Here is a 26,869-nt window from a genome sequence, read left to right as displayed (position 1 = left end):
GGAGTTGACCATGCCCTTACGTCCGGGTGTTGCATCGGGTCGTGACGCAGAACGGCACGACCCAGACCAGAGTGCAGCTGATGGATTCCGACTATGCGCGGGCCGAGCAGATGCTTGCCCCGTACCGGATGCGACGGATGCCCGGCAGCGCGGTGAAACCCGCCTGGCTCTCCGACGGCAGGAGGTTCTGGTACCGGGCGGGGAGCCGCTTCATCGTGGTGAATCCAGCTGAGGGCAGCCGCCACGATGCGTTCGACCACGACCGGTTGTCCGCTGCGCTCTCCATGGCCTCTGGCCACGCAGTGACTGCGGAGGACTTGCCGATCACCGCGGTCAAGTTCGACGAGGCGGTGCGATTCAGTGCATTCGGGTCTCGATGGGAGTGGTCGGACAGCGCGGGCACGTGCGTGCGCGTCGACGGTGACGATCCGGTTGGTTTCGACGAGGTGCCGTCCCCGGATCAGTCGTGGGTGGCGTTCCGCCGAGACGGCAACATCTGGGTGCGGAGAGCAGGAGCGAAGCGACCCGGGGAGTCGAACGGCGCCCCCACGAGTGAGGACGAGTTCCCGCTCACCGATGACGCCGAGCCGCAGTTCGACTACGGCGGGCTGCCCGAGGCCACTGGAGCGCGTTCACTGATGCGGATTCTGGGGTTGCCGTACCCGCTCGTCGTCTCGTGGTCGCCTGATTCGACCCGAATACTGGTCCATCGCCTCGACCAGCGGGGCCTACCCGAACTCGTACTCGTCGAATCCGCCCCGCACGACGGCGGGCGTCCGGTCGAGCACCGCTCGCGCTATCCGATGCCAGGAGAGGAGGCGCAGGCGACGATGTCGTGGACGGTCCTCGACGTCGCCGAGCGCACGGTGGTTCGCCAGCAGGCCGAGCCGATGACGGTTACCCACCCGAGCGCCATCGTCTACCCGTGGTGGACGGGAAAGTCGGGAGACGCGGTGCACTACCTGGAGCAATCGCGTGATGCCCGAACGCTGCAGTTGCGACGCCTCGACCCAACAAGCGGCGAGACCACCACGTTGATCCGTGAGACCGGTGAGACCCGCGTGGATCCGACTCCGCAGCTGGGTGAGCCGCCGATGGCGCGGGTGCTGGACTCCGGCGAGGTCCTGTGGTGGTCGCAGCGTGACGGGTGGGGGCACCTCTACCTCTACTCGGCCGACGGACAGCAGGTCACCCAGGTCACCATGGGGCAGTGGCTGGTTCGCAACGTGCTGTGGGTGGACGAAGACCATCGGCAGGTGTGGTTCGTCGCCGGTGGTCTCCTGGAGCACGACCCCTACGTCCGTCAGATCTGCCGGATCAATCTCGACGGGTCGGGATTCACCCGACTCACCGACGACCATCTCGACCACGACGCGGTGAGCCCACCCGAGGGTGGTTACCTCGTCGACCGCGCGTCGACGTCGAGTCAACCGCCTCGTTCTGTCGTATTGGACGGCGACGGAGAGACTTTGGTCGAACTCGAAGCCCCGGGCACGGCTGAGCTGGAGGTGCTTGGCTGGAGCGCGCCCGAACGGTTCCGCGCAACCGCGGCCGACGGGAAGACGCCCATATACGGCCTGCTGTGGCGACCACATGGGTTCGATCCGCAGCGGCAGTATCCGGTGATCGAACACATCTATCCTGGCCCGCAGAACTTTCGGGCAGGTCCCTCGTTCAACGAGATTCACTACGGCGAACCGGAAGCGTATGCCGCGCTGGGATTTGCGGCGGTCGCAATCGATGGACGCGGTACAGCCGGCCGTAGCAAGGCCTTTCACGACCACTCCTACGGGGACCTTGGCAACGCCGGCGCCCTGGACGACCACGTGGCCGCAATCCGCGAACTCGGCCATCGGTATCCCTGGCTGGATACCCGGCGGGTCGGGATCACCGGCCAATCAGCCGGCGGTTTCGCCGCAGCGCGCGCCCTGCTGACGTACCCCGACTTCTACCGGGTCGCCGTTGCCGTGTCGGGCAACCACGACAACGCGGTGAACCTGACCATGTGGGCCGAGCATTACCACGGTGATGTCAGTGATGAAGGGAAGCAGACCATCTCCAACGTGCCTCTGGCCGCGGACCTGAAGGGCAAGCTGCTGCTCATCCACGGGGAACTCGATGACAACGCACATCCGTATCACACGATGCGCCTAGCGGATGCACTCATCAGCGCGGACAAGGACTTCGACATGGTGGTGATCCCAGGAGTCGAACACGCCCTGATCGGCCGCATGCACTACCTCTATCGCCGCACCTGGGACTACTTCGTCCGCCACCTGCACGGCACCGAACCACCGTCATACCGCCTCGCACCGTTGCCGATGCCCGCACTAGGGGGCTGAGTCGTGCGCCGCCTCCCCGGCCCGCATCATCTTCCGGGCGCGGTGCAGCACGTCGAGTTGCGCCGCGTTGTACAGCTCTGACATTGCCTCCGCGATGGTCTGCTCGACGAAGCGCGCGCCCTTGGGGGCATCCGCTCGAGATTCGAGCAGACCGGGGTGCGCCGCATGCAGCTCCCGGACGTAGGGGATGAGGCGTTCGGCGATGTCCTGGCGAGTCGCCTCGTCGGCGTCGGGCAGCAAGTCGTCGAATGCGCTCATCAACGGCCCGGTGGGGGCGTTCTTTAGGAGGTCGGCGTAGGCCTGAAGGCCTCGCGGACCGAGCACGCGCGTCAGGACGATGACGAGTGAGCGGTCGGCGTCGGACAACTTGGCCACCGCGTCGGGTTCGATGAAGTCGGCCGGCAGATCCGTGGGGGCCGACTTCTCGAGAATCAGCCCCAGTTCGACGCGCGCAAGCTGCAGGCGTTCGATGGTGGCCGCGAGCTCGGCATCGAGCGCCCGTAGGTCCTCTGCCGGATGGTCGTCGGTGCCGTCCATGTCGGCGATCTGACGGAGGGAGAACCCCAGGTCGCTGAGACGTTTGATCCGGACCAGCCGAACGAGGTGGGCGACGCCGTACTCCTTGTAGCCATTGCTGCGACGTTCGGGCTCCGCGAGCAGACCGACTTGGTGGTAGTGCCGCACTGCTCGCAGGCTCGTGCCGGCCAATTCGGCGACTTCACGCGTACTCCATGCCATTCGTCGATTGTGATTCACGCGCTGGCTTGACTGTGCCGCAGCGTCCTGGTGTGTCCTCGACCACCTCGAGGCACCCATGCGAGCCGCGGTGGAGCAGACGCACGTCGGGTACTTCGAGGTCGGCGACATGGTTCCGGGGCTCGGCTGGGAACAGTATCCCTACCCTGTCTCCAGGGAGCGCGTGCTGGCCGGAAACTCCAACACCATTGCCCTGCAGCCGAATCCGGCCACACACGTCGCCCTTCTTTGCCGACGAGCGCATCGGAATCACTTGCCGAGCGCGCGCACCAGCATCTCGGTCAGTCCGTCGAGATAGCCGGGCTCGAGACTGCCGTCTCGGACGAGCAGCCGCCAATAGATCGGCGCGGCCAGCATGTCGAGCGCCAGCTCCATGTCGATGTCGGGCGACACCTCCCCGCGATCGATCGCACGGAGCAGGATCGCCCGCCCTCGCTCGCGGCGCGGCCGGCCGATCATGTCCTCGACGACGTCGCTCAGTTCTGGGCTCCGGGCCATCTCGGCCACGAGGTCGGCCAGGATCGAGGAGAACCGGGGGTGGGTGAGCCACTGTGCGATCGCCTCCACCGACTCCCGGATGTCCCCCTCGAGCGACCCCGTGTCCACGAACTCCGCTCGACCGACGCTGAACTCGGCGACAACGGCCAGGGCCATGTCCTTCTTGGAGGTCCAGCGGCGGTACAGCGCGCTCTTGCCGACCCCGGCGCGCTTGGCGACCGCCTCCATCGACAGTCGCGCGTAGCCGCGCTCCGCCAGCTCGCACAGGACGGCTTCGGTGATCGACCGGGTGATCTCCGGCTGCAGAACGGCTGCGCCGGATGGCGTGCGACGTGGCATGCGCTGACTATAGCGAGTGGACGATACGGACCCGTCCGGCGTACATTGTGGACGGGACGGTACCGTACCGTCCTTTGAAGGAGGAGCGATGAACGCGCAAGCAGTCGTCGATCGAGCACTGGAACTCCTGATGGCCCAGGACGTGGCCGGCTTCGCGGGCCTATGGGCCGAGGACGGCGTGCTGGAATTCCCGTTCGCGGCACCAGGCTTTCCCAGCCGGCTGGAGGGACGCGCCGCGGTGGCGGACTACATGTCCGGCTACCCGGACATCCTGCGCATCGAGGAGTTCCCCGTAGTGGTGGTCCACCAGAGTGTCGACCCGGACGTCGTGATCGTCGAATTCGAGGCAGCCGGCACGGTGGTGGCCACCGGAGCCCCGTACCGGATGAGATACATCGCGGTGATCACGGTGCGCGACGGTGAGATCGAGTCCTACCGGGACTACTGGAGTCCGGCTGCCGCGGCAGAGGTCGTGGGCGGATCGTCGGAGCTGCGCGACGCATTCGCAGGCGGCCCTCGATGACCGACGTCCTGGTCACCGGCGCCACCGGAACCACCGGCAGCCGGGTGGCTGCCTTCCTCGCCGCTCGCGACGTGCCCGCCCGGCTCGCGACGCGCACGCCGTCGGCGCCCGGCCAGGTCCACTTCGACTGGGCCGACCCGTCCACGCACGCCGCCGCGTTGCGGGGCGTGTCGGCGGTCTACCTCGTTGCCCCGGTCGGCATGGCGGATCCCGTCGGGCTCGTCGCCCCGTTCCTCGACGAGGCGCTGCAACAAGGCGTCCGACGCGTCGTGCAACTGAGTTCGTCCGCGGTCCCCGATGGCGCGCCGGGGTTGGGCGAAATCCATCGACTCGTCAGAACGATGATGCCGGAGTGGACCGTGGTGCGGCCGTCGTGGTTCATGCAGAACTTCACCGGTGATCACCTGGTGGCCCGCGGCGTGCGCGACGGCGAGATCGTGACCGCCACGGGGGAGGGCAAGGTGGCGTTCGTCGACGCGCTGGACATCGCCGCCGTCGCCGGGCGCGCGCTCGTCGACGACGTCGCACACGACACCGAGCACGTTCTGACCGGTCCGCAGGCGCTCGGCTACGGCGACGCCGCGGCGATCATCGCCCGTCAGACCGGTCGGGCGATCCGGCACCGGTCGGTATCGGCAACCGAATGCGCTCGCCGCATCGCCGCCGACGGCATCGAGCCCGAATTCGCTCGCGTGCTTGCCGAATTGGACGTCGCGATCAGCAAGGGCGCCGAAGACCGCGTGACCGACACAGTCCTGCGGGTCACCGGCAGGCCGCCTCGCAGCTTCAGTGCCTTCGTCGCAACGGAATTCGGTGCGCAGGCCGTCGCCTGACGGATTGTCGACCGCAGGCTAGTACCGACTTGGCGCATCACTCGATCGAGCGATTTCGACGGTGAAGGCTATGGCCGTCGTCGCCAAATCGGTGGTGTTAGAGAGGTCGAAGCCAGTCAGCGCGGTGAAGTCGTGGAGCCGTTTCCGGACGGTGTTGCGGTGCCGGTAGGTGCGGGCCGCGATGTCTGCGGTGGTACCGCCATGGGTCACGAGGTCCCCGACGGTCTCCAGAATACCGTTGCGTTCGTGTTCGGTCAGGTTCGACAGTGGCTGAAACACTGCCTCGTGCAACGCATTCGAGAGTTCATCGTTGGCCGCAGTCACCGCGTGCAGCCAATTGTCCCTCGCCCTGGCTACGCCGGGGTTGGTGCGGCCATGGACGGTCATCCGTGCAAGTCGGATCGCCTTCGGCACATCGGCGAGGCCGTCGGCATCGATGACGGCGCAGACGTGTTCGGCCAATGGCGCGAGATCAGCGGCTACGTCCGCGCGGCCACCGGCAATCTGCACGATCCCACGCAGTTCCTTGGCGAACCAGTTGAAGTACGACACCCGGCCGCTGGCATTCAGTCGCTCCGCACATTCGGTGACCAACTCCGGACGTGGGATGGGGAATCTGCCGACCAGGCACACGTAGTGGCCGGTGGTCGGCAGCCCTAGCATTCGTGCGGCGTTCTCGACGGTCGACTGCTGGTGGTCACCGTCGAGGAGGAGTTGGTCGAACGCCGCGGATCTCATCTCCTCCCGGTTGCCTCGCGCCACCTGGTAGCCCGCGACGACCTCCTCGGTATTGGCTTCGACGGCCTCCCAAACCATGAGCGACGAGCGCTCGAGGAAGTCGGCACGGGTGCCTGCGTTCAAGTCGTGGCCCTCTGCGATCAGCGCCTCCCAAAGGGTTTTGAGGTCGATGCGGAACGCGTGAAGAACGCTCGACAGCGGGACGTTCTGGTGGGCGCGTATGCGTCCTACCTCCAGTGCCGCTGAGCGAAGCGTGTCCGGGATGTCGTCTCCGACCAGTCGTGTCAGTGCGAGTCGCATGGTGCGGTCCATGTGGTAACTCAGGTCGTCGCGGCTTACGGGTCCGCCTGAGTACGTCGGTTCGTCGTGAATGGTCTGTTCCACGGCACGGTCGACGATGAGGGCCAAGCGGACGTCGAGTAATCGGCGCGCTGCCGATCTGATCGAGAGCGTGGTGTGGTCCACGACGGTCACGAGCGGGCCCAGGGTGAGGACCGCACCGATGTCACGCCCGGGCAACACGCCTGAAACGCTGGGGCGCAGAAATGGGTCGGAATGTGCATAGTGCACTCGATTCTGCCGGATCTAGCGCCATTTCTCGCATTGACCTCGACATAGTGACGAATTTGAATTGTGGGACACGACACGTTGCGCGGGATGGGTCTGGCGCGACCCACGACAGGAGGACGATGCCCGAGCCTGCGGTACGGTCCCAAGGCACCGATGACACCACGGCGGAGGTCATCGCGGCTCGGTTGTGGGATGCCTACGGTCTGCCGGGCGCAAAGCTCAGCTTCCTCGGAGGCGAATTGGACCGGAACTACCGGGTATCGACGAGCGATGGGCGAACCGTGCTGGCCAAGCTTCGGCCAGTCACCGACCGCGACGGCCGGTTGCAGTGGCAGAAGGAGATCCTCCTGCACCTCGCCGACCGCGATCTCGGCGTCGCGGTGCCGACGCTGGTGCGCACCCTCGACGGCAATCTGGACGTCGGCATCGACGTCGAATCGAAGCGCTGGCTGATCACGGTGCTCGGCTGGGTTTCGGGCACCGACATGGTGCGGGTCGACCGGCATTCGGACGGACTGCTGACCCACATCGGAGCAACGGCGGCCAGGGTGACCGCGGCCCTCACGGGATTCCAATCGAAGTCCATGCACACGACTCATCACTGGGACATCACCAGGGCGGCCGAGGTGATCGAGGAGAGCTTGGCGCTCGATCCATCGCTGCCAGGTAGCAGGGACGCCGAGGCCGCCCTGCGCTGGTTCGCGAGGATCGCGCCCATGCTCGACAGTTTGCCAACGGCCATGGTGCACAACGACTTGAATGACAACAACATCTTGGTGGGTCAGCGCGACGGTGAACAACGCGTGGTCGGCGTGCTGGACTTCAACGACGCCCTCTTCACCGTGCGTGTGGCCGAGCCGGCGATCGCAGGCGCCTACGCGATGCTGCGCAAGGAAGATCCACTGACGGCAATGGGACTGGTGGTTGGCGGGTATCACGGCGTCGCGCCGTTGACCGACGACGAGCTGACGGTGGCCTACCCGCTGGCTGCAGCGCGTCTTGCGGTGCAAGCCCTCACCTGGGGGCTTCGCGCTCAGCACAGTCCGACGGAGTACGGCGCGAGGCGTATGCAGCACACACTGCCCGCCCTGCACCGCATCGTTCGGATTGACCCACACGATGCGTCCGTCCACCTGCACCAGGTATGCGGACGTCGTGGCGATGCGCGACCAGTAACGGGAGGCTGACATGGCACACGTCGAGATCGAGGGCATCAGCAAGAGATTCGGGGCGACCGCGGCGCTCTCGGACGTGTCGATGTCCGTCGAGGCGGGCGCGGTGCACGGCCTGCTCGGCGAGAACGGCGCCGGGAAGTCGACCCTGATGAAGGTGCTTTCGGGGATCGTGACGCCAGACGCCGGTCGTGTGACGGTCGCCGGCCGGGCGCTGCAACTTGGTTCCCCGCAGGCGTCACGCGACATCGGCCTGGCGATGGCCTACCAAGAACTCAGCGCTCCACCCAACATCACCGTGGCGACGAAACTCTGCCTGCCGAACCTACCGACTCGCTTCGGGATGGTGTCGCAACGTCAATTGACCTCCATCGCGGCAGCCCGGCTGGCGGAGTGGGACGCCGAGCACTTGGACCCGCGGGCACTGATCAGCGACCTGAGCCTGGCGGCGCGACAGGAAGTGGAGATCATCGCCGCACTGTCGGGTTCGCCTGCGCTGCTGGTTCTGGACGAACCCACTGCGGCGCTACCGGACCCGAGCTGGTTGTTCCGTCAGATCAACCGGATCGCGAACAACGGCGCGGCGGTCGTCTACATCAGCCACAAGCTGAACGAGATCAAGGAAATCTGCGACACCGGAACGGTGCTGCGCAACGGTCGAACCGTCGCGACCTTCGCACGTGGCGAGCTGTCCGAGGACGAACTAGTCGAGCAGATGATCGGCCGGTCGTTCAGCCACGCCTTTCCGGCCAAGCCTGAGCCGTCCGCGGTAGGCGAGGTCGTTCTCGATGTGCGGGACCTCGTCGCCGGGGGCAAGCTCGACGGCGTCTCACTGCGGGTCCGCGCCGGTGAGATCGTCGGGGTGGCCGGTTTGGAGGGCCAGGGGCAACGCGACCTGTTCTATGCACTGGCAGGGGAGTTGCGGCCGGCGGCCGGTTCCGTGTCGGTGACGGGCGACGTCGGGCGCGTCGACTTCTCGCTGGTACCCGAGGAGCGCAAGAGTGAGGCACTCTTCCTGCAGATGCGCTCGGACTTCAATCTCACGTTGCCGTTGACCTCGCGATTCTCCACCGCGTCGGTGCTTTCGCGACGCCGCGCGCGTCGGCTCAGCGAGGAGGTCGCAGGCGAGGTGAACCTCCCGCTGGCGATGCTCGGTCGACGCATCGCCGACCTGTCCGGCGGCAACCAGCAGAAGGTGGTGTTCGGTCGCGCGATCGCACAGGCGCCGCGCTGCCTCCTGCTCTTCGATCCAACGCGTGGCGTGGACGCTGCGACCAAACTGGAGATCTACAGGATGACTCGAGACTTTGCGGCCAAAGGCCATGCGGTGCTGGTCTATTCGACCGAGATACCCGAGTTGGTAGGGCTGTGCGACCGCGTCTGCGCGATCTACGGCGGTCGAATCGCAACCGAGCACGCCGCCGACCAACTTACCGAGAACTCGGTCATGCGTAGCATTCTCGGGCACCGTGCGGAGGTCGTCGGATGACCCTCATCGATTCGCTTACCCGTCGCAGTGTCGGCAGCAACCGGGAGAGCCTCATCGCCGCAGGCATCTTCGCGGTGTGCTACGGCGCCGTGCTGTTCGTCACGCCATTCGAGCGAAACGGATACGCGTTCAACAATTTCGTGGTCTTGATGACGCCGCTGGCGATCGCGGCGGTCGGCACCACGCTGGTGTTGATCACAGGAGGTTTCGACCTCTCGGTCGCCGGCACGATCAGCCTGTCCAACGTGATCGCTGCGACCACGATGGCCGAGTACCCCGACGCAGTCTGGCTGATAGCGCTCGTCGTGATCGGGGTTGGGCTGTTGGTTGGCCTGATCAACGGAATGTTGGTGGTACGTGCCGGGTTGCAGTCGTTGGCCGTTACCCTTGGGACCTTCATAGTCCTCACCGGCGTCGCGCTGATAGTGCTGCCTGCACCCGGCGGCGAAGTCCCCGAGTCGTATGCCCTAGCGCTGACGGATCCGCTCGGCCCCGTGCCGGTCGCGCTGTTGGTGCTACTGGCACTCGCGCTCGCCTGGGGGGTCTTCAGCGCCTCATCGACCGGAGTGGCGGCTTACGCCATCGGCGCCGACCGCCAGGCCGCTCGGATGTCGGGCGTGCGTACCGGCCGGGTCGAGATTCTGTGCTACACGCTGGCAGGCGGGCTCTATGCCGCGGCGGGCCTGTACCTCACCGCGATCACCGCCTCGGGCGATCCCAACTCCGGCCGGCCGTTCCTGCTGACGTGCTTCGCCGCGATGGCCGTGGGCCTGGTGGGCTTTCGCGGCGGCTCGGGCAGTGCAGTTGCCGCGATGCTCGGTGCGGGCACCCTGATCGCACTGCCGAAGTTGCTGTTCGCCGCAGGTGTCGAAGACTTCTGGTCGGGTGCCCTGCAGGGCGTCGTCATCCTCGTGGCGCTGGCGATCCCCTTCCTGGTAATGCGAATGGCCGAAGTCCGGCGCGGGCCAGCGCATCGACGACCCGCCGGGATCCCGGAGGGACGAACACGATGACATCTGGAACCACCAGCCCCGCCCCGGCATCGTCGCCGTCGGCGCCGGCTGAGCAACCGGCCGCGAGGTCCACGCGGACCCAGTGGTGGCGCAGTCAGGCAGTGGTCGTGTGGGCGCTGCTGCTGCTGTGCCTACCGCTGTCCCGGCTGGCGAACGAGGGTTTCCCATCCATCTCACTTCTGGTCAACGTGGCCATCCTCGGCCTGTTCCTCGCCGTGATTGCGTTCGGACAGGGTTTGGTGATCCTGACGGGCGGCATCGACCTGTCGGTGGCATCGACGGTAGCGCTCGGTGCCTACCTGACCGGATCGCTGTGGACGGGTGGTCTACCCGTCGCGGCGGCAGTGTTGGTCGCGGTGGGGGTGTGCGCCGCAGTCGGCGCGGTCAACGGACTGATCATCAGCAGATTCGGGTTCCCGGCGTTCATCGTCACGCTCGCGGTGGGCACGATCCTCGGCTCGGTCTTGTTGGGTGCGGCCCGCGGAGCCCCAGCCCAGGCATCCCCGGAATCGTTGTCTGCGTTGTTCCGTCAAGACACGGCGCTGCTCGGTGTGCCGGTGGCGATCTGGTTGCTCGCCGCGGTCGCTGCCATCGGCACGTTCATCCAACATCAGACGACGCTGGGCGTGCGGGCGTATGCGCTTGGCAACAGCGTGCCCGCGGCGCGCAACGCCCGGATCGACGTGGGTCGCACGACGGTCAGCGTCTATGCGGTCGCAGGCGCGGCCTACGGACTAGGCGGGGTGATGTTGCTCGGCTATGCGTCTGGCGCGGACCTCAACGTCGGCGAGCCGTGGTTGCTCCCCAGCATCGCAGCCGTGGTGGTCGGCGGTGCGGCGATCCGCGGAGGCTCGGGAAGCTACGGCGGAACCTTGGCCGGCGCGCTTCTGCTGACACTGCTGGGAATCGACATCAGCGCCACCGGCCTTTCGGAGGGCTACAAGCAAATCGTCTATGGCGCCGTCATCGTCGTCGCCCTACTGGGGTCCCGGTTGGCTGGACGGCGGTTCTGAAGATGACGTCACGATCGAGACGAGGACGGATGACCAAGGCCATGATCGAGCGCGTCGCCCGATTCGGCGCGGGGATGCTGACGACGCTCACCGCGTTCGCGCTGGTGTCCTGCGCCGACCCGGACGCCGGCCGAGACAAGATATTCCTCGACTTGAGCTACAGCGGCAACAACTGGCAGGACGAAGCGGCCAACCTCGCGCTGGCGGTGGCGAATTCTCCGCAGTACGCCGGCAAGTACGTCGTGAAGAAGCAGATCTCGGGCACCGACATCGCCAAGCAGATTTCGGATCTGCAATCGATGATCGCTGCCAAGGCCAAATTGGTCGTGCTGTATCCGCTGTCCCCGACCGCGCTGTCCCCCACCATCAGGCAGGGCTGCGAACGGGGGGTCACCTTCGTCGTCTACGACTCCACGGTCCGTGAACCATGCGCCTACAACGTCGCCTTCATCACCGGAGCCAAGACCGACGACCCCCGTGCAGCGTTCTTCGGCGCACAAACGGCCGAAGCCCTGGTGGAGATGCTCGGAGGCAAGGGCAAGATCTTCATGAACCGCGGCGTCGCAGGCACGTCCACCGATCAGGTGCACTACGACACGGCGAAGGCGGTGTTCGACCGCAGTCCAGGAATAACCGTCGTCTCCGAGTACTACGGCAAGTGGGATTCCGCTGTGAGTCAGCAGGAGACCGCCAAGGCGCTCGCTGCCCACCCGGATGTGGACGGAATCTGGTCTCAGGACGGAGAAGTCGGCGTCGTCAAGGCGCTACAGGCCGCGGGCAAGCGGATCCCCGTCACCGGCGAGAACGGCAACTACTTCCGCAAGATGCTCAGCCAGGGCTGGCCCGGCGTGTCCTCGGGTTCCCCACCGGCACAGGCCGGCGTAGCCATGCGGATTGGGCTGCGAATATTGGCCGAAGGTCCGGACTCAGTCCCCCACGACATCGAGATGCCGCTGCCCTGGGTGACGACCGAGACGGCCAAGCCATGTCCAGGCGAAGAATTCGTGGGGGGGTGCAACTTCTTTCCCGACGAGTCCGACACCCTCGTGACCGAGATCTTCCAGCGAGATCTGCTGCCGCAGAGTTCGTTGGCCGCGGCCAAGACGGGTGAACCAATGCAGGGCCTGGCGCCGCTCGGTGATGTGTCCGCCTTCGCTCAGCCCGAGTGGCGGCGGATCTACACCCGCGGCCGCTGCGACACTGGCTGGAAGGAAGGCGACGTGACCGGCGTCCAAGAGCCGCCTGGTCTGCCGGGATGCGTGAAGGAGAACCAATGACCACGACGATCGACATCAACGCCGACATCGCGGAGAGCTTCGGCCGCTGGAACCTCGGTGAGGACGCCGAACTCGTCGGTCTCGTCACCACCGTCAACGTCGCCTGCGGCTGGCATGCCGGGGACCCCTCGACGATGCACCGCGCCGTGGAGATGGCCGCGCAGGCAGGGGTGAACGTGGGCGCACATCCGGGCTTCCCCGACCTGCTGGGATTCGGCCGGCGTCCCATCGTGATCGACGACGGAGACGCCGTCGACTACGTGCTGTACCAGGTCGGCGCGCTGATGGGCATCGCAAGCAGGTTCGGCGTCACCCTCAGTCACGTCAAGCCACACGGGGCGTTCTACGGATCGATCGTCGTCAACCCCGATCGTGCGGTGGCGATCGGGCGCGCGCTGCAGACCCTGCAGGCGGGTATGCCGTTGTTACTGGCGCCGGGCCCTGGCCTCGACGCGATGCGTGCCGACGGACTGCCCGTCGTGGCCGACAACGCCGCGGACCTCGACTTCGACGAGGACGGTCGAAACGTCATCGAGGCGCGCCCGCACGTGCGCGATCCGGAACTCGTTGCGCAGCAGGCGCTTCGCATGGCTCGCGGCAGTGTGCTGACGGTCTCGGGGCGCGAGGTCCCGATGCCGGTGCAAACGGTGTGCGTGCACGGCGATCGGCCGAATGTGATCGCGGTGGCCACGGCCGTGAGACGCGTCCTCGCCGAGAACGACGTCGAGGTTCGATCGGTGTTCGAAGGACTGGGATGATCGACATACCCGACGGATCGCGTCTGAGCTTCGGCGGCGAGGAGTTCGTGTTCGTCGAACTCACCGAGCACATGTCGCTATCGGGTGCCTTGCGGATACAAGCCATCACCGAGGCGCTTGCCGAACTCGGCATCGACGGCATCATCGACATCTGCCCGTCCAACGCCAGTTACATGGTGCGCATCGACCCGGACCGGTGCGACCCCCGCTCCCTTCGCGAGCCGCTCGTAGATCTGCACCGTCGGTTCGTCGATACCACCGACGTCGTGCTGAGCACGGAGATCCTCGAGGTGCCGATCTTCTACGACGACCCGTGGACCACGGAGACCGCCATGCGGTTCCGAGACCGGCATCAGTCGCGCAGCGAGAATGACCTTGAATACATCACGCGCATCAATGGATTCGACTCCACCGACGAATTCGTCACCGCCCATTGCGGCAACCCCTTCATCGTGACGTTCATGTGCTTCGTCCCCGGCAACGCGGAGTCGATGCAACTGGTTCCCGACGCGATGCAATTACAGGCGCCCAAGTACGTACGCCCACGGACCGACACCCCCGAGCGCGCACTCGGCCACGGTGGCGCATTCGCGACCATCTACCCGGCGCGTGGCGCCGGGGGATACCAGTTGATCGGCCGTGCGGCGACACCCGTGTTCGACCTCTCTCGGCGTCTGCCCGACTTCACCGATGACCCGGTGCTGGCGAAGGCGGGCATGATCGTCAAATACCGACGGATCCACCACGACGAGTACGACGCCATCCGCGACGAAGTAGGCATCGGGGCGTACCGCTACCGGCGGGCGCCCGTCCAGTTCGGCCTGGCGGGGTTCTTTGCAGACCCGTTGTCGTACAACGCTTCCCTGTTGCGCGAGTTGGCCGATGCTTGAGGTGATCGCACCGGGCCTGCAAACACTGGTGCAGGACGAGGGTCGCAAGGGCTACCTCGCGATTGGGTTGCCGTCGTCGGGGCCGATGGATCAGCTGTCCCACCACGCAGCCAACGCCCTGGTCGGGAACGACCCCGCAGCCGCGACGCTGGAATCGGTGTTCGTCGGCCCGACGGTGCGGCTCCGCTACGACGGAGTCGTCGCGGTCACCGGCGCCCACGTCGACCTGCGGGTCGACGACGTGCCGATGCCGACTTGGACCACGCTGCCGGTGCGCGCGGGGCAGGTCGTCACGGTGGGACCCGCTCTCGACGGGGCGCGTAGCTACCTGGCGGTCCGAGGTGGCATCGGTACGCCGGTGGTCATGGGCAGCCGGTCGACCTATTTGCCGTCGGGAATCGGCGGCGTGGACGGTCGCGAGCTGCGAGCCGGTGACGTGTTGAAGTCGGCCGACGAGTACGGCCCGCCTCCTCGGCTGGGCCATTCCGTGGACGAAGAACTTCGGCCGACATTGGCCAAGCACAAGGAGATCCGCGTCGTGCTTGGCCTGTGCCGTTACCGCGTCACGGACGTCAGCGTCGAGAAGATGCTGTCATCGGACTTCACCATCGGCACCGAGGCCAACAGGGTTGGATACCGGCTCAGTGGCCCACCGCTGGAGTTCGTGGCTCGGGACGCCCCGTTCGGGGCGGGCGACGACCCAAGCAATGTCGTCGACCTCGGCTACCCGGTCGGGTCGATCCAGGTGCCCAGCGGTCAGGAACTCATCTGCCTGCTGCGCGATGGAGTCACCGGCGGCGGCTACGCGACCGTGGGCACCGTCATCGGTGTCGACATCGACGCGCTGGCCCAAATGCAGGCGCCCAACACGGTGCGCCTGATCGACGTGGACGTCGACCACGCCGTCGCCGCCCGCCGCTCCCGTGACGCGACCATCGCCTCGATTTATCGGTCGGCGCAGCTGACCTGAGTTCGTCCCTGCCCGCAATTCCCAAGGAGCATCGTGACTTCGAACAGTCTGCACATGGCGAACGCCTTCGACGGGTCGGATGTAGGCCTCCTCGACGAGGACGTCCAAGACCTGATTCGACGCCGTGAGGCCGTGCTGGCGCCGAGCTACCGGTTGTTCTACCGGCATCCGGTGGTGGTGGCCCGTGGGTCGGGCGTGTGGCTCTACGACGCGGACGACAACCGGTATCTCGACGCCTACAACAACGTTCCGGCCGTGGGCCACAGCCACCCGCACGTTCAGCGGCTCGTCACCGAGCAGTTGGGCGTGGTCAACACTCACACGCGCTACCTCACGGAACCCGTCATCGACTACTCCGAACGGCTTCTCGGGCTCTTCCCTCCGGCGTTGAACAAGGTGGTCTACACCTGCACTGGCAGTGAGGCAGTAGACCTGGCACTGAGGGTGGCGCGCTACGAGACCGGGGCACGTGGCGTCATCTGCACCGCACACGCGTACCACGGCACCACCACCGCCGCGGCCGCCGTCTCGCCCAGCCTGGGACCCAACAACTTCATCGGCGACGACGTCGTCCTCGTGACAGCTCCCGACACAGAACGCGACGATCCCGCCACGATGGCCGATGACTTCGCCGCGAGAGTGCGTAGTGCGATCGCTGAATTGCGTGGGCGTGGCGTAGGTTTCGCCGGCATGATCGTCGACTCCATCATGTCGAGCGACGGAGTGCAGTCAGACCCGCAGCGCTTTCTCGCGCCCGCGGTGCGCGCCGTCCACGAGGCCGGCGGCGTTTGGATCGCCGACGAAGTGCAACCAGGCTTCGGTCGCTTGGGATCGACGTGGTGGGGCTTCCAGAGGCACGGTATCGAGCCGGATCTCGTCGTATTGGGCAAACCGATGGGCAATGGCATCCCGATCGGAGCGCTGGTGGGGCGTGACGGCGTAATGACGAAGTTCGGCCGTGACATCAGGTACTTCAACACCTTCGGCGGTAATCCCGTCAGCATCGCGGCCGCCACCGCCGTCCTCGACGTCATCGAAGAGGAGGCACTGCTCGACAACGTGCAACGATCGGGCCGTCGGCTGCTCGAGGGACTGCGCGACATTGCGGGCCGACACGACTGCGTCGGTGGAGTGCGCGGGAGCGGACTGTTCCTGGCCATGGAGTTCATCGACGGCGATGATGCTGACGCCGACACGGCGACGCGGGTGGTCAACGAACTGCGGGAGCGCCGCATCTTGATCAGTGCCTCGGGTCCGCGCGAGAACGTACTGAAGATCCGGCCGCCGCTGCCGTTCACCACCGAGCATGCCGATCGATTGCTTGGCGAACTGGACGACGTACTGGTGAACGTGCCGCGCTAACGCTGACGCTCAACCAGACTGCCGCACGACCAGTTCCGGGGTGAGCCGCTCGGAGTCTGGCGTACCGCCGCCGAGCAGTTCGATCAGCAATTCGATACCGCGGCGGCCCATCTCGTGCATCGGGGAGCGGACCGTCGTGAGCGGCGTCGGCATCTCGGCCGCCAATGGTGTGTCGTTGTAACCGATCAATGCTATGTCGTCGGGCACCCGGAGCCCGTGGTCGCGCAGCACGCCGAGCGCGCCGATGGCCGCGAAGTCGTTGGTGGCGAAGATGGCATCGGGGTAGGGCCTGCGAGACAGGATCTTCTCGGCCGCCTGCCGTCCGCCCGCCGCGTCGAACGGCCCCCACTCGATGCGTTCCGGCGCGACGTGCAGCCCGGCCTCGGTGAAGGCGTCGACCGCTCCGGAGGTTCGTTCGATCGCGGTGGAGGCGAACGGCAACCCCGCGAGCACCGCCAGATCCCGGCGACCCGCCTCGACCAAATGCCGGCCGACCAGAGCGCCGCCCAGCAGGTCGTCGCACGTGGCGGACACGTAGTCACCGCTGCGGCGCGAGACGAGGACGAAGGGCGTGCCGCGCTCGGCGAATGCGCTGAGCAACGGGTCGTGGTGGTGCGCGTCGCCGAAGATGATGCCCTCGACGCGACGCTGCAGCATCATCTCCGTGCGCAGGGCCTTGTTCGCCGGATCGTCGAGCGAGTTGGTGACGAACGTCGAGTAGCCGTGCTCCGTGGCGGCCTCCTCCACGCCTTCGTAGACGGTGGCGAGGACGAAGTCCTGTAGCCGGGGGACCAGGACGCCCACCAGTCCGGAGCGGGCCGTGCGCAGGCTGGCCGCATGCGGATGCGGCCGGTACTCGCGTGACTTGGCATAGGCCCTGATCCGCGCGACGGTCTCTGCGGACGCCCAACGGGTGGCGTCGTCGCCCTGGGCCTTGAGCACGCGCGACACCGTCGACACGCTGACGCCGATCTCCTCGGCGATGACCCGCAGCGTCACCGGTGCGGGAAACCGCACCGACGTCCCGCTCGTCTCGGTCATCACCCTCCTCGACCCACGGCACGCGCCGCCCGGGCATCTCCGTAGCACCTTAGCCAGGCCGGAGAGGGAACGTCGCCGTAGCACCGAATTTACACAAACGTTTGGCCCAAACGATTGTGTCAAACGTTTGTGTGCGCTTGACTGGGGATGGTCGCAGTGACCCAGATCTCCCCGCGAGCGAACGGAGCCCACCCGTCATGCCCCACGTCGTCGTCCTCACCAGCGGTGGGACCATCTCGTCGCGCCGCGACGGTGACTCCGTGGTGGCCGTGGACGACGCGTCGGCGCTGCTGGCCGGCATCGAGGCCGACGAGGGCATCACCGTCGAGGCGCACGACGTGGTCCGCACCGGGTCATACCGCATGACGCCTGCCGACATGCGGGCCATCGCCGAGGCCGTCGCCCACCATCTCGGCCGCGCTGACGTGGACGGCGTGGTGGTCACCCACGGCACCGACACGCTCGAGGAGACCGCGATACTGCTGGACCTCACCCATGGCGACGACCACCCCGTGGTCCTCACCGGAGCGCAGCGCGCTGCCGACGTCGCCGACACCGACGGACCGCGCAACCTGCGCGACGCCATCGCCGTCGCCGCCAGTCCCGCAATACGCGGGACGGGTGTGCTCGTCTCGTTCGACGGGTCGGTCTTCGCCGCGCGCGGGGTGCGCAAGTCGCACACCGTGGACCTGGCGGCGTTCTCAAATCCGGCAGGCACCGTCGCAACGGTGCGCGACGGCGCGGTGCACGTGCACAACGTGCCCGTGCGGCCCGCGGCGCAGGCCCCCGTGACGTCGGCCTTCGACACCGTGCGGGTGGACGTCGTCGCCGTGTACCCCGGCGCCGACGATGCGCTCCTGCGGGCGGCGGTGACGGCGGGGGCGCGCGGCATCGTCCTGGTCGGAACCGGATTGGGCAACGCCCCTGCCGGCATCGCCGAAGCGGTGGCCGACGTCGTCGCCGACGAGGTGGCGATCGCCCTGTCCACCCGCGTGGCCGCCGGCCCGGTGCTTCCGGTCTACGGCCACGGCGGGGGCTTCGATCTGGTGGCCGCCGGTGCCGTCCCGACGTCGCTGCCACCCTCGCAGACCCGCATCACCCTGGCGCTGATGCTCTCGGCAGGCGCCACGCAGGCCGAGATCGCCACAGCGCTGGGCCGACGCGCCCGATGACCTAGGAAAAAGCAACCACCAGAAGGGAATTGACACCATGGCCAAGGAAATATTCGTCGCATTCGGCGTCGACGTCGACGCAGTCGGGGGCTGGCTGGGCTCCTACGGGGGCGAGGACTCACCAGGAGACATCTCCCGGGGCGTCTTCGCGGGCGAGGTGGGCGTGCCACGCCTGAACCAACTCTTCGACCGCTATCAGCTGCCGTCCACCTGGTTCTGGCCCGGGCACTCCATCGAGACCTTCCCCGAGCAGTTCGACCAGATCGTCAGTGCCGGGCACGAAATCGGGGTGCACGGCTACAGCCACGAGAACCCGATCGCCATGAGCCGTCAACAAGAATCCGACATCCTCGACCACTGCATCTCGCTGATCGAAGACCGCGCGGGCAGGAGGCCCACCGGTTACGTCGCGCCATGGTGGGAGTTCAGTCGCGTGACCAACGAACTGCTCATCGAACGCGGCATCGCCTACGACCACTCGTTGATGCACAGGGACTTCGAGCCCTACTACGTGCGCGTCGGCGACTCCTGGACTCCGATCGACTACGACCAGCCGGCCTCGACGTGGATGAAGCCGCTGGTGCGCGGGCAGGAGACCGATCTGGTCGAGATCCCGGCCAGCTGGTACCTCGACGACCTGCCGCCGATGATGTTCATCAAGACCAGCCCGAACAGTCACGGATTCGTCAACCCGCGGCACATCGAAGAGATGTGGCGCGACCAGTTCGACTGGGTGTACCGCGAATGTGACTACGCCGTATTCACTTTCACCATCCACCCCGACGTGTCCGGCCGGCCGCAGGTGCTGCTGATGCTCGAGCGCCTGATCGAGCACATCAACTCCCATGAAGGAGTCACCTGGAGCACGTTCGACGGCATCGCCAAGGACTTCGTCACACGGCGGCCGCGCGTCAGCACCAGCTAGCCGCAACCGGACCGGGGTGGCGATTGCGACCCGCACCCCGGCCCGGCCCACCTCCGAACACTCAGGCCAACCTCGGCACCAAGCACCGGAAGGACTTCCAGCATATGAGCACCTCACCCGAGGACACCGATACACCGCCCCTACGGCGCATACCGGTCCGGGAAACGCGCAGGGCAACGGGCATAGCGTTCTTCGCCTGGACGATCGCCGTGTACGACTTCATCCTCTTCGGCACGCTGCTGCCACGCATCTCGGAGTCATTCGGCTGGAGCACCAGTCACGCGCTCTTCGTCTCCACGCTCGTCAGCGTCGGAACCGCGATCGTCGTCCTCGGCGTCGGCCCGATGGTGGACCGGTTGGGCAGGCGCAAGGGCATGATCATCTCCGTCGCGGGCACCGCAGCCTCGTCGGCCGCGACGGCAGCGACCGTCGGCGCGGCGTCCCTGATCGGTGTCCGCTCGATCAGCGGTCTGGGGCTGGCCGAACAGTCGGTCAACGCCACCTATCTCAACGAACTCTACGAACTCACCGAAGACGAGAAGATCCGGCGCAACCGTGGCTTCATCTACTCGCTGGTGCAGACCGGCTGGCCCATCGGCGCGCTCCTGGCGGCGGGCTTCGTCGCGGTCGTCACCGTCGTCTTCGGGGAAGGCTCCTGGCGGCTGGCCTTCCTGCTGGCGACCGTGCCGGCAGTCGTCGTGGCGCTGTTGTGCCTGAAACTGAAGGAGAGCCCACAGTTCCTGCTGCAGCAGAGGATTCGCCGGCTGCGCAAGGACGGCGACGAGACCGGTGCTGCCCGCGTGGCCGGCGCCTACGACCTCGACCACGAGGTCGCCGCGCCGCTCAAGCGCATCTTCCACGGTGTACATCTGCGCAACACCATCGTGCTGTCGGTCGCCTGGCTGTTCAACTGGTTCGCCATCCAGACCTTCTCCGTCCTCGGTACGACGGTGCTGGAATCGGGCAAGGGCATCGACGCCTCGAACACCCTGCTTATGGTCGTGGTGTCCAACGTGGTCGGCGCGCTCGGCTACCTCGCACACGGTTGGGCAGGCGACCGCTTCGGCCGCCGCAACACGATCGCGGTCGGTTGGACGCTCGCCGGCGTCTTCTTCGCCGCCATGCTGCTGGGTCCCGACACCACGCTCTACGTGATCGTCACCTACATGATGGGGCTGTTCTTCCTGCTGGGCCCGTACGCCGCGATCATGTTCCTGCAGGCCGAGTGCTTCACCACCGATTGCCGCGCCACCGGTAGCTCGTTCATCGGGGCCATGAGCCAGCCCGGCGCGATCATCGGCGGGTTCATCCTCGCGAGCCTCACCGCTGCGGCCGTGCCGTACTCGACGGCCGCGCTGTACGTCGGCGCCGTCGGCGCACTGATCTCCGCGGTCGTGGTGCTGCTCGTGCGAAAGGTGTCGTCGGCCGACGAACTCGAGGAAGCCGCCGCAACCCCAGGGACCGTCGGATGACCGCCGCGACGGAAACCGACGCCCCGGTTGCCATCATCACCGGCGCGGCCTCGGGCATCGGTGCCGCAACCGCGGTATCGATGGCCAGAGCCGGTTACCGCGTGGGCATCGGCACCTACTCCGGTGATCCACACGATCCCCACACCACCCTTCGGGCGGTCCATGACGCCGGAGGCGACGGCGCCATCGTCGAGGTCGACGTCCGCAATACCGAATCCGTCGACGGCTTCGTCGCCGAGATACTCGGCATGTGGGGGCGACTGGACACCGCCGTCGCCAACGCCGGCATCCTCCGGGCAGCGCCGTTCGCTTCGATGACCGACGAGCAGTGGGACGACGTGCTGCAGGTGGACCTGCACGGCGTCATGCGCACCGCGCGCGCCGCAGCACCACATCTGGGCGCCGGCGGCTCCATCATCGCCATTTCGTCCATCGCAGGCGGGGTCTACGGGTGGGGCGAACACGTGCACTACGCCACCGCGAAGGCCGGCGTGCTCGGCCTGGTCCGGAGCCTGGGTGTCGAACTCGGGCCGCGGGGCGTGCGTGCCAACGCCATCATCCCGGGGCTGATCGAGACGCCGCAGTCGCTGGACGCGGTCAACTCGCTCGGCCCTGAGGGGTTGCGTGCCGCCGGCGCCAACATCCCCACCGGACGGGTCGGCAGGCCAGAGGAGATCGCCTCGGTGGCAACGTTTCTCGCCAGCGATGCCGCCTCCTACGTCAACGGTCAGGCCATCGTCGTCGACGGCGGACTGACCGTCCTCATGCGCGACTGACAGGAAGGACGCCAATGACGATCCCGGAGAGCTCTCTGCTGCAGGGCCGTACCGCGATGATTACCGGAGCTGCCAGCGGCATCGGACGTGCAGTCGCCGCGCACTATCTCGCGGCGGGTGCACGCGTCGTCGTCGCAGACCTCAGTCCACGTGCCGCCGAGATCGCCGGCGAACTGGGGGCCGACGGTGGCGTCGTTCTCGACGCCACCGACGAGGACGCCGTCGACGCCGCGGTCGCCGCGGCCACCGAGATGCTGGGCCGGATCGACGTTCTGGTCACGTCGCACGGCATCCTCACCCAGTCGCCGATGGTGGACATGTCGCTGGCCCTGTGGCAGGAGACGCTGAGCGTGGACCTCACCAGCGTTTTCCTGCTGAATCGCGCAGTCCTGCCGGGCATGCTCGGCCAGGGCGGCGGACGCATCGTGAACGTGGCCTCGCAGCTGGGCATCAAGGGCGGTGAGTCGTTGGCGCACTACGCCGCCGCCAAGGCCGGCGTCATCGCGATGACGAAGTCCCTTGCCCTGGAGGTCTCGTCGCGGGGCGTGCTCGTCAACGCCATAGCCCCCGGCCCCATCGAGACGCCGATGCTCGACGGGATCGACGACGAGTGGAAGCGGGCCAAGCGCGCCGAGCTGCCGCTGGGCCGGTTCGGCACCGCGGACGAAGTGGCGCCCACCGCGGTGCTGTTGGCCTCCGATCCCGGCGGGAACCTGTTCGTCGGCCAGGTGCTCGGTCCCAACTCGGGCGACGTGATGCCCTGATGTGCGGCGCGTGCGGGGCGGGCCCGCCAGACGACATGGCGGCGTTCGTATCCGGGCCTCGTCGGCGGGCCGCCGTCGCCGCGGCCGCAGCCAGACACGCACGCGGCGTGCGGATCCGGGTCGTCGACCGGGCGTGGACCGTCGCCCAGCCCACCGGCAAGGTCGCCGTGTGCCGCACGTTCGACGAGCTGCTCGACGAGCTGACCGGGCGTGGCGGCGACAGACGGGCGCTGCGTTCGGCGCTGCTCGAGGCGGCCGGGTCGGTCGCAGCGCCCAGCTAGACGCCCGCTACGCCGATCCATCTCCTGCGCCATAGGCCACCGCGACGTCCATCAGCGCCTTGGCAGGTGCGGTCAGGTGACTGCGCCGACTCACCGCGGCGACGTGCAGATACGACTCCGGGACGATGCGCTGCACCCGCGCACCCGACTGTCGGGCCGTACGGGTCCATGCCGACGGCATCACCGCTTGGCCGAAGCCGTTGAGCACCATCGGCAGGATCGACGTGCGATGGGCGACCTCGGCCGCAATCGTGACCTGAACTCCCTCGGCGAGGACGTCGTCGACGAGCGCGCGCATCAGTGACCCACGCTGCGACACGATCAGCCTGCTGCCGCTCAGCTCGTGCCGGTGCACGACGCCGCCGTCGGGACCGCCGTCGGGTCCCGAGATGAGCACCAACGCTTGACTTTCCAGCGGAACGACGACCAGGTCCGGTGCGCGGACGGAACCCGCAGACCCCAGGATGCCGATCTCCGAGTCCCCGGAGCGCACGCTCGCGACGATCTCCTCGGGCGTGAAACCCGCCTGCGAGTTGATGGTCACGTCGGGATGCGCCCGGGCGAACGTCGTGAGGATCGTGGTCAGCGGTTCCATGCCCGGCGACGGCATGGTGATCAGGTCCACCCGGCCGCCACGCAGGTGCTTGAGTTCGTTGATCGCCTCGGTCGCCTCGTCGACGTCGCGCAGCACCACCCGGGCCGGGCCCACCAGCGCGCGGCCGCCGTCGCTCAGCACCACTCCGCGATTCACCCGGTGGAAGAGCGGCATCCCGAGTTCCCGTTCGAACCCGGCGATGGCCTGAGACAGCGACGGTTGCGCGACCATCAACTCCGCGGCGGCCTTGCTGAAGCTCCCGTGGTCGACCACCGCGAGGAAGAACTTCAGCTGGCGAACCTCCACGATGAGCCCCTTCACGTCGTCGTATAGGCCAAGCCTATGCGGCTGATCGCAATCCCGTCTTGGACCAGGAGACCTTCGGTGTCCTGCAATGGGAGCAAGCCGTGGTGTGACCTGCACTACACCGATGACCGGAGGCCCTGATGGCTCGACAGACGTTCCAGATCGCCGCGATCCCCGCCGACGGCGTCGGCAAGGAGGTCGTGTCCGCCGGACGACGGGTGCTCGACCGCCTCGCCGAGCAGTCGGGGGATCGGTTCGCCTTCGAGTGGACCGAGTTCCCGTGGGGATGCGACTACTACGAGCGGACCGGCCGGATGATGGCCGAGGACGGCCTCGAGACGCTCGAGCCCTTCGACGCGATCTACTTCGGCGCGGTCGGGTGGGAGAACGTGCCCGATCACGTCAGCCTGTGGGGTCTGCGACTCGCGATCACCCAGGGCTTCGACCAGTGGGCCAACGTCCGGCCCGTCACCTTCCTGCCGGGAGTCACGTCGCCGCTGCGCAAGGCCGACGACACCGAACTCGACTGGGTGGTCATCCGGGAGAACAGCGAGGGCGAGTACGCGGGCCTCGGCGGCCGAAATCTCAGCAGCCGCGGGCCCGGCAACGAAGTGGCGCTACAGACGGCGCTGTTCACCGACAAGGGGTGCGAACGCATCATGCGATTCGCGTTCGACATGGCGCGCAAGCGCACGGTCAAGAAGGTCTCGAGCGTGACCAAGTCCAACGCCCAGCAATACGGAATGGTGTTGTGGGACGAGGTCTTCGACCGGGTCGCGCGGGACTACCCCGACGTCGAGACCGAGAGCGTGCTCGTCGACGCCATGAGCGCGAAGTTCGTACTGCACCCCGAACAGCTCTCGGTCGTCGTGGCCTCGAACCTCAACGCCGACATCCTGTCCGACCTGGGTTCGGCGCTGGCGGGCAGCCTCGGCCTGGCGTCGAGCGCCAACCTCAATCCCGAGCGGCGGTTCCCCAGCATGTTCGAACCCGTGCACGGGACGGCGCCCGACATCGCAGGCCAGGGCATCTGCAATCCGATCGGCGCGATTGCCAGCGCGGCTTTGATGCTCGACCACTTGGGGTTGGCAGACGAGGCGCGCATGGTCGACGCGGCGATCGAAATCACCACGGCGGGCGGCGTGCTGCCCCGCGATCTAGGCGGCACCGCGACCACCGACGAGGTCACCGACGCGATCATCGCCGCGCTGAGCCGCGCACTGCTCGACGCCTGAACCCGGAATGGACCGGATTGGCCGTTCGCCACCGCACCGGCCCGGCGGGCCTGATCCTTGACTAGGACCCACTACGCCACGGAGGAGCCATGACAACCGAACATCAGCCCCGGCGCACGGACGTCGACAAGGCACTACTCGGCAGCGCCACCTACCGCAGCCTCGGGGAGCAGACGCTGTCGCCCGCCGAGGAGCGCTTCGAGAAGGGCCGCCGCACCATCGGCCTCTTCCTGGCCCCGGTGGTCACCATCGCCTTCCTGGCGCTTCCCCTCGGCATGGAGCCGCAGCAGCAGACGCTGGCGGGCGTGCTGCTCGGGGTCATCATCCTGTGGATCTCCGAGGCGCTGCCGATTCCGATCGGTGGTCTGCTGGGCGTCGCCATCATCGTGTTCCTTGGCGTCGCGCCCGCCGACGACGTCCTCGGCGCGTTCGGATCGTCGACGATCTTCACCTTCATCGGCGCATTCATCCTGGCTCAGGCGATGCTCAAGCACGGCCTCGCCCGGCGGTTCGCGTTCCGCATACTCGCCCTGCCCCGGCTCGGGCAGTCGACCACCGGCGTCATCATCGCGTTCGGCGTGATCACCTGTCTGCTCTCGGCGTTCGTGTCCAACACCGCGACGGTGGCGATGATGCTCCCCACCGCGCTGGGCATCCTCGGCGTCATCGCCAAGCTCATGCAGAGTCGCGGCATCGTGGAGGAGGACTTCGATCCGCTGCGTCTGCGGGTGGGCGCCGCCATCATGCTGATGCTCGCCTACGGCGCGAGCGTGGGCGGCCTGCTCACCCCGGTCGGCAGCCCGCCCAACCTGATCGGGCGCGGGCTGATCGAGGAGGCCACCGGCGAGCGCATCAGCTTCGCGCAGTGGATGGCGATGGCCGCTCCGATCTGCCTGCTGATGTTCATCGCGTTGGCGTTCATCGTGATTCGGCTCAACCGTCCCGAACTCAAGCGCATCGACGGCATCGCCGACTACGTCGCCGAACAGCGCGAGGAGATGGGCAACCTCTCGCGCGCCGAGAAGAACACCCTGATCGCGTTCGGCGTCACCGTCACCCTGTGGATCCTGCCGGGCATCGTGGCGCTGATCGCGGGCAACGACTCCGACGTCTACACCTGGGTCAGCGATCGCCTCGACGAGGGCATGGTCGCGGTGTTCGGGGCCGCGCTGCTGTACCTGCTGCCGACCGACTGGGAGCAGCGCGAGTTCACGCTGCGCTGGAAGGACGCCGCCGACATCGACTGGGGCACCATCGTTCTGTTCGGTACCGGCATCATCTTCGGTTCGCTGCTCGCGGCCACCGGACTCGCCGAGACGATTGGGACGTCGGTCGACAGTGCGCTGGGGTTGACCAGCGTCGTTCCCATCACCATCTTCGCGGTCATCCTGGCCATCGTGGTGTCGGAGACGACGAGCAACACCGCGTCTGCGGCGGTCGTGGTGCCGATCATCATTCCCGTCGCCGTGGCAGCCGGGGTGAACCCGTTCGTCCCCGCCCTGGCCGCGACCTTCGCTGCGTCATTCGGGTTCATGCTGCCGGTGTCGACGCCGCAGAACGCCATCGTCTACGGGTCCGGTGCCGTGCGCATCACCACGATGATCCGCACCGGGTTCACATTCGACGTGCTCGGCGCGATCCTGATCATCGTCGCGCTACCGGTCATGATCGGGCTCATCGGGCTGGGCAGCTGACGGGCCGCCTTCTGCATCTCCAACTCCGACGGCTGCGTTGTCGTCGCAGGCGTGGATCCGTGCTC

25 protein-coding genes are annotated in these 26,869 nt (G+C 67.1%); 20 read left to right on the top strand and 5 right to left on the bottom strand.

All coding sequences use genetic code 11. From position 1 onward, the window contains the following. Positions 1–80: 80 nt before the first annotated feature. Complete coding sequence (locus G6N61_RS17455) at positions 81–2,342, top strand: S9 family peptidase (protein WP_163919654.1); 2,262 nt, start codon at positions 81–83, stop codon at positions 2,340–2,342. Here G6N61_RS17455 and G6N61_RS17450 read toward each other — a convergent pair. Further along, positions 2,331–3,080: a MerR family transcriptional regulator gene (locus G6N61_RS17450; protein WP_163919653.1), complete on the bottom strand. Its 750-nt coding sequence runs from the start codon at positions 3,078–3,080 to the stop codon at positions 2,331–2,333. The two genes, G6N61_RS17455 and G6N61_RS17450, sit on opposite strands and share 12 nt — an antisense overlap. Positions 3,081–3,347: 267 nt before the next feature. Continuing rightward, the gene (locus tag G6N61_RS17445; protein WP_163919652.1) at positions 3,348–3,935 is read right to left on the bottom strand and encodes a TetR/AcrR family transcriptional regulator; all 588 of its coding nucleotides are present in this window, start codon (positions 3,933–3,935) and stop codon (positions 3,348–3,350) included. An 88-nt stretch (positions 3,936–4,023) separates the two neighbouring features. Here G6N61_RS17445 and G6N61_RS17440 point away from each other — a divergent pair, with 88 nt between their 5' ends. Beyond that, positions 4,024–4,458: a nuclear transport factor 2 family protein gene (locus G6N61_RS17440; RefSeq protein ID WP_163919651.1), complete on the top strand. Its 435-nt coding sequence runs from the start codon at positions 4,024–4,026 to the stop codon at positions 4,456–4,458. Further along, the gene (locus G6N61_RS17435) at positions 4,455–5,291 is read left to right on the top strand and encodes an NAD(P)H-binding protein (RefSeq protein ID WP_163919650.1); all 837 of its coding nucleotides are present in this window, start codon (positions 4,455–4,457) and stop codon (positions 5,289–5,291) included. Before G6N61_RS17440 ends, G6N61_RS17435 begins: the two co-directional genes overlap by 4 nt. A gap of 18 nt (positions 5,292–5,309) precedes the next feature. Here the strand turns inward: G6N61_RS17435 and G6N61_RS17430 are convergent, their stop codons facing one another. After that, a complete protein-coding gene (locus tag G6N61_RS17430; protein ID WP_163919649.1) occupies positions 5,310–6,551 on the bottom strand; it encodes an RsbRD N-terminal domain-containing protein in 1,242 nt (413 codons plus the stop codon). Positions 6,552–6,718: 167 nt separating this feature from the next. Between G6N61_RS17430 and G6N61_RS17425 the strand changes: the two genes are divergently transcribed. The 9 genes from G6N61_RS17425 to G6N61_RS17385 are packed head-to-tail and all read left to right on the top strand — an operon-like array spanning position 6,719 to position 16,543. After that, complete coding sequence (locus tag G6N61_RS17425) at positions 6,719–7,786, top strand: phosphotransferase (protein WP_163919648.1); 1,068 nt, start codon at positions 6,719–6,721, stop codon at positions 7,784–7,786. A gap of 1 nt (position 7,787) precedes the next feature. After that, positions 7,788–9,260, top strand: a complete 1,473-nt coding sequence (locus G6N61_RS17420; protein WP_163919647.1) for a sugar ABC transporter ATP-binding protein — start codon at positions 7,788–7,790, stop codon at positions 9,258–9,260. Further along, a complete protein-coding gene (locus tag G6N61_RS17415; protein ID WP_163919646.1) occupies positions 9,257–10,273 on the top strand; it encodes an ABC transporter permease in 1,017 nt (338 codons plus the stop codon). Before G6N61_RS17420 ends, G6N61_RS17415 begins: the two co-directional genes overlap by 4 nt. Continuing rightward, complete coding sequence (locus tag G6N61_RS17410; protein ID WP_163919645.1) at positions 10,270–11,286, top strand: ABC transporter permease; 1,017 nt, start codon at positions 10,270–10,272, stop codon at positions 11,284–11,286. The genes G6N61_RS17415 and G6N61_RS17410 overlap by 4 nt, the downstream gene beginning before the upstream one ends. A gap of 29 nt (positions 11,287–11,315) precedes the next feature. Further along, positions 11,316–12,563 (top strand): sugar ABC transporter substrate-binding protein, encoded by a 1,248-nt coding sequence (locus G6N61_RS17405; RefSeq protein ID WP_235887161.1) that lies wholly within the window; start codon positions 11,316–11,318, stop codon positions 12,561–12,563. Continuing rightward, positions 12,560–13,321, top strand: a complete 762-nt coding sequence (locus G6N61_RS17400) for a LamB/YcsF family protein (RefSeq protein WP_163919644.1) — start codon at positions 12,560–12,562, stop codon at positions 13,319–13,321. The genes G6N61_RS17405 and G6N61_RS17400 overlap by 4 nt, the downstream gene beginning before the upstream one ends. Next, on the top strand, positions 13,318–14,211 hold the full coding sequence (locus tag G6N61_RS17395) for a 5-oxoprolinase subunit B family protein (RefSeq protein ID WP_163919643.1): 894 nt from the start codon (positions 13,318–13,320) through the stop codon (positions 14,209–14,211). Before G6N61_RS17400 ends, G6N61_RS17395 begins: the two co-directional genes overlap by 4 nt. After that, positions 14,204–15,181, top strand: coding sequence for a 5-oxoprolinase subunit C family protein (locus G6N61_RS17390; protein WP_163919642.1), 978 nt, complete (start codon positions 14,204–14,206; stop codon positions 15,179–15,181). Before G6N61_RS17395 ends, G6N61_RS17390 begins: the two co-directional genes overlap by 8 nt. A gap of 48 nt (positions 15,182–15,229) precedes the next feature. Continuing rightward, a complete protein-coding gene (locus tag G6N61_RS17385) occupies positions 15,230–16,543 on the top strand; it encodes an aspartate aminotransferase family protein (RefSeq protein ID WP_163924896.1) in 1,314 nt (437 codons plus the stop codon). 9 nt (positions 16,544–16,552) lie between these two features. Here G6N61_RS17385 and G6N61_RS17380 read toward each other — a convergent pair whose 3' ends face one another. Next, on the bottom strand, positions 16,553–17,584 hold the full coding sequence (locus tag G6N61_RS17380; RefSeq protein WP_163919641.1) for a LacI family DNA-binding transcriptional regulator: 1,032 nt from the start codon (positions 17,582–17,584) through the stop codon (positions 16,553–16,555). Positions 17,585–17,781: 197 nt separating this feature from the next. Here G6N61_RS17380 and G6N61_RS17375 point away from each other — a divergent pair, with 197 nt between their 5' ends. From G6N61_RS17375 to G6N61_RS17350, 6 genes are all read left to right on the top strand, one after another. Next, entirely contained in the window at positions 17,782–18,756 is a 975-nt protein-coding gene (locus G6N61_RS17375) for an asparaginase (RefSeq protein ID WP_163919640.1), read from the top strand. Positions 18,757–18,793: 37 nt separating this feature from the next. Then, positions 18,794–19,681, top strand: a complete 888-nt coding sequence (locus G6N61_RS17370) for a polysaccharide deacetylase family protein (RefSeq protein WP_163919639.1) — start codon at positions 18,794–18,796, stop codon at positions 19,679–19,681. 104 nt (positions 19,682–19,785) lie between these two features. Further along, positions 19,786–21,153 carry an MFS transporter gene (locus tag G6N61_RS17365; RefSeq protein WP_163919638.1) on the top strand — a complete coding sequence of 456 codons (1,368 nt, stop codon included), beginning with the start codon at positions 19,786–19,788 and terminating at the stop codon, positions 21,151–21,153. Further along, the gene (locus G6N61_RS17360) at positions 21,150–21,929 is read left to right on the top strand and encodes an SDR family NAD(P)-dependent oxidoreductase (protein ID WP_163919637.1); all 780 of its coding nucleotides are present in this window, start codon (positions 21,150–21,152) and stop codon (positions 21,927–21,929) included. Before G6N61_RS17365 ends, G6N61_RS17360 begins: the two co-directional genes overlap by 4 nt. A 14-nt stretch (positions 21,930–21,943) precedes the next feature. Further along, positions 21,944–22,693, top strand: a complete 750-nt coding sequence (locus G6N61_RS17355) for an SDR family NAD(P)-dependent oxidoreductase (RefSeq protein ID WP_163919636.1) — start codon at positions 21,944–21,946, stop codon at positions 22,691–22,693. A 35-nt stretch (positions 22,694–22,728) separates the two neighbouring features. After that, positions 22,729–22,974 carry a hypothetical protein gene (locus tag G6N61_RS17350; RefSeq protein WP_163919635.1) on the top strand — a complete coding sequence of 82 codons (246 nt, stop codon included), beginning with the start codon at positions 22,729–22,731 and terminating at the stop codon, positions 22,972–22,974. A gap of 7 nt (positions 22,975–22,981) precedes the next feature. Here the strand turns inward: G6N61_RS17350 and G6N61_RS17345 are convergent, their stop codons facing one another. Next, positions 22,982–23,875: a LysR family transcriptional regulator gene (locus G6N61_RS17345; RefSeq protein ID WP_163919634.1), complete on the bottom strand. Its 894-nt coding sequence runs from the start codon at positions 23,873–23,875 to the stop codon at positions 22,982–22,984. A gap of 140 nt (positions 23,876–24,015) precedes the next feature. On the opposite strand from G6N61_RS17345, the gene G6N61_RS17340 reads away from it, so the two are divergent. Together G6N61_RS17340 and G6N61_RS17335 are read left to right on the top strand one after the other, a co-directional pair. Continuing rightward, positions 24,016–25,110 carry a tartrate dehydrogenase gene (locus tag G6N61_RS17340; RefSeq protein ID WP_163919633.1) on the top strand — a complete coding sequence of 365 codons (1,095 nt, stop codon included), beginning with the start codon at positions 24,016–24,018 and terminating at the stop codon, positions 25,108–25,110. 89 nt (positions 25,111–25,199) lie between these two features. Continuing rightward, complete coding sequence (locus G6N61_RS17335; RefSeq protein WP_163919632.1) at positions 25,200–26,804, top strand: SLC13 family permease; 1,605 nt, start codon at positions 25,200–25,202, stop codon at positions 26,802–26,804. Positions 26,805–26,869 lie beyond the last annotated feature (65 nt).

It is taken from the genome of Mycolicibacterium arabiense (assembly GCF_010731815.2).
GTDB lineage: Bacteria > Actinomycetota > Actinomycetes > Mycobacteriales > Mycobacteriaceae > Mycobacterium > Mycobacterium arabiense.
Note: the sequence above shows the minus strand (reverse complement) of the source record. Positions and strands in the feature narration are given on the sequence as shown.

Bases quoted from the DNA above. Each gene is read 5' to 3' on its own strand.
- G6N61_RS17455 (WP_163919654.1), top strand. From the start codon at position 81: ATGGATTCCGACTATGCGCGGGCCGAGCAGATGCTTGCCCCGTACCGG.
- G6N61_RS17450 (WP_163919653.1), bottom strand. From the start codon at position 3,080: ATGGCATGGAGTACGCGTGAAGTCGCCGAATTGGCCGGCACGAGCCTG.
- G6N61_RS17445 (WP_163919652.1), bottom strand. From the start codon at position 3,935: ATGCCACGTCGCACGCCATCCGGCGCAGCCGTTCTGCAGCCGGAGATC.
- G6N61_RS17440 (WP_163919651.1), top strand. From the start codon at position 4,024: ATGAACGCGCAAGCAGTCGTCGATCGAGCACTGGAACTCCTGATGGCC.
- G6N61_RS17435 (WP_163919650.1), top strand. From the start codon at position 4,455: ATGACCGACGTCCTGGTCACCGGCGCCACCGGAACCACCGGCAGCCGG.
- G6N61_RS17425 (WP_163919648.1), top strand. From the start codon at position 6,719: ATGCCCGAGCCTGCGGTACGGTCCCAAGGCACCGATGACACCACGGCG.
- G6N61_RS17420 (WP_163919647.1), top strand. From the start codon at position 7,788: ATGGCACACGTCGAGATCGAGGGCATCAGCAAGAGATTCGGGGCGACC.
- G6N61_RS17415 (WP_163919646.1), top strand. From the start codon at position 9,257: ATGACCCTCATCGATTCGCTTACCCGTCGCAGTGTCGGCAGCAACCGG.
- G6N61_RS17410 (WP_163919645.1), top strand. From the start codon at position 10,270: ATGACATCTGGAACCACCAGCCCCGCCCCGGCATCGTCGCCGTCGGCG.
- G6N61_RS17405 (WP_235887161.1), top strand. From the start codon at position 11,316: ATGACCAAGGCCATGATCGAGCGCGTCGCCCGATTCGGCGCGGGGATG.
- G6N61_RS17400 (WP_163919644.1), top strand. From the start codon at position 12,560: ATGACCACGACGATCGACATCAACGCCGACATCGCGGAGAGCTTCGGC.
- G6N61_RS17395 (WP_163919643.1), top strand. From the start codon at position 13,318: ATGATCGACATACCCGACGGATCGCGTCTGAGCTTCGGCGGCGAGGAG.
- G6N61_RS17390 (WP_163919642.1), top strand. From the start codon at position 14,204: ATGCTTGAGGTGATCGCACCGGGCCTGCAAACACTGGTGCAGGACGAG.
- G6N61_RS17380 (WP_163919641.1), bottom strand. From the start codon at position 17,584: ATGACCGAGACGAGCGGGACGTCGGTGCGGTTTCCCGCACCGGTGACG.
- G6N61_RS17375 (WP_163919640.1), top strand. From the start codon at position 17,782: ATGCCCCACGTCGTCGTCCTCACCAGCGGTGGGACCATCTCGTCGCGC.
- G6N61_RS17370 (WP_163919639.1), top strand. From the start codon at position 18,794: ATGGCCAAGGAAATATTCGTCGCATTCGGCGTCGACGTCGACGCAGTC.
- G6N61_RS17365 (WP_163919638.1), top strand. From the start codon at position 19,786: ATGAGCACCTCACCCGAGGACACCGATACACCGCCCCTACGGCGCATA.
- G6N61_RS17360 (WP_163919637.1), top strand. From the start codon at position 21,150: ATGACCGCCGCGACGGAAACCGACGCCCCGGTTGCCATCATCACCGGC.
- G6N61_RS17355 (WP_163919636.1), top strand. From the start codon at position 21,944: ATGACGATCCCGGAGAGCTCTCTGCTGCAGGGCCGTACCGCGATGATT.
- G6N61_RS17350 (WP_163919635.1), top strand. From the start codon at position 22,729: ATGGCGGCGTTCGTATCCGGGCCTCGTCGGCGGGCCGCCGTCGCCGCG.
- G6N61_RS17340 (WP_163919633.1), top strand. From the start codon at position 24,016: ATGGCTCGACAGACGTTCCAGATCGCCGCGATCCCCGCCGACGGCGTC.
- G6N61_RS17335 (WP_163919632.1), top strand. From the start codon at position 25,200: ATGACAACCGAACATCAGCCCCGGCGCACGGACGTCGACAAGGCACTA.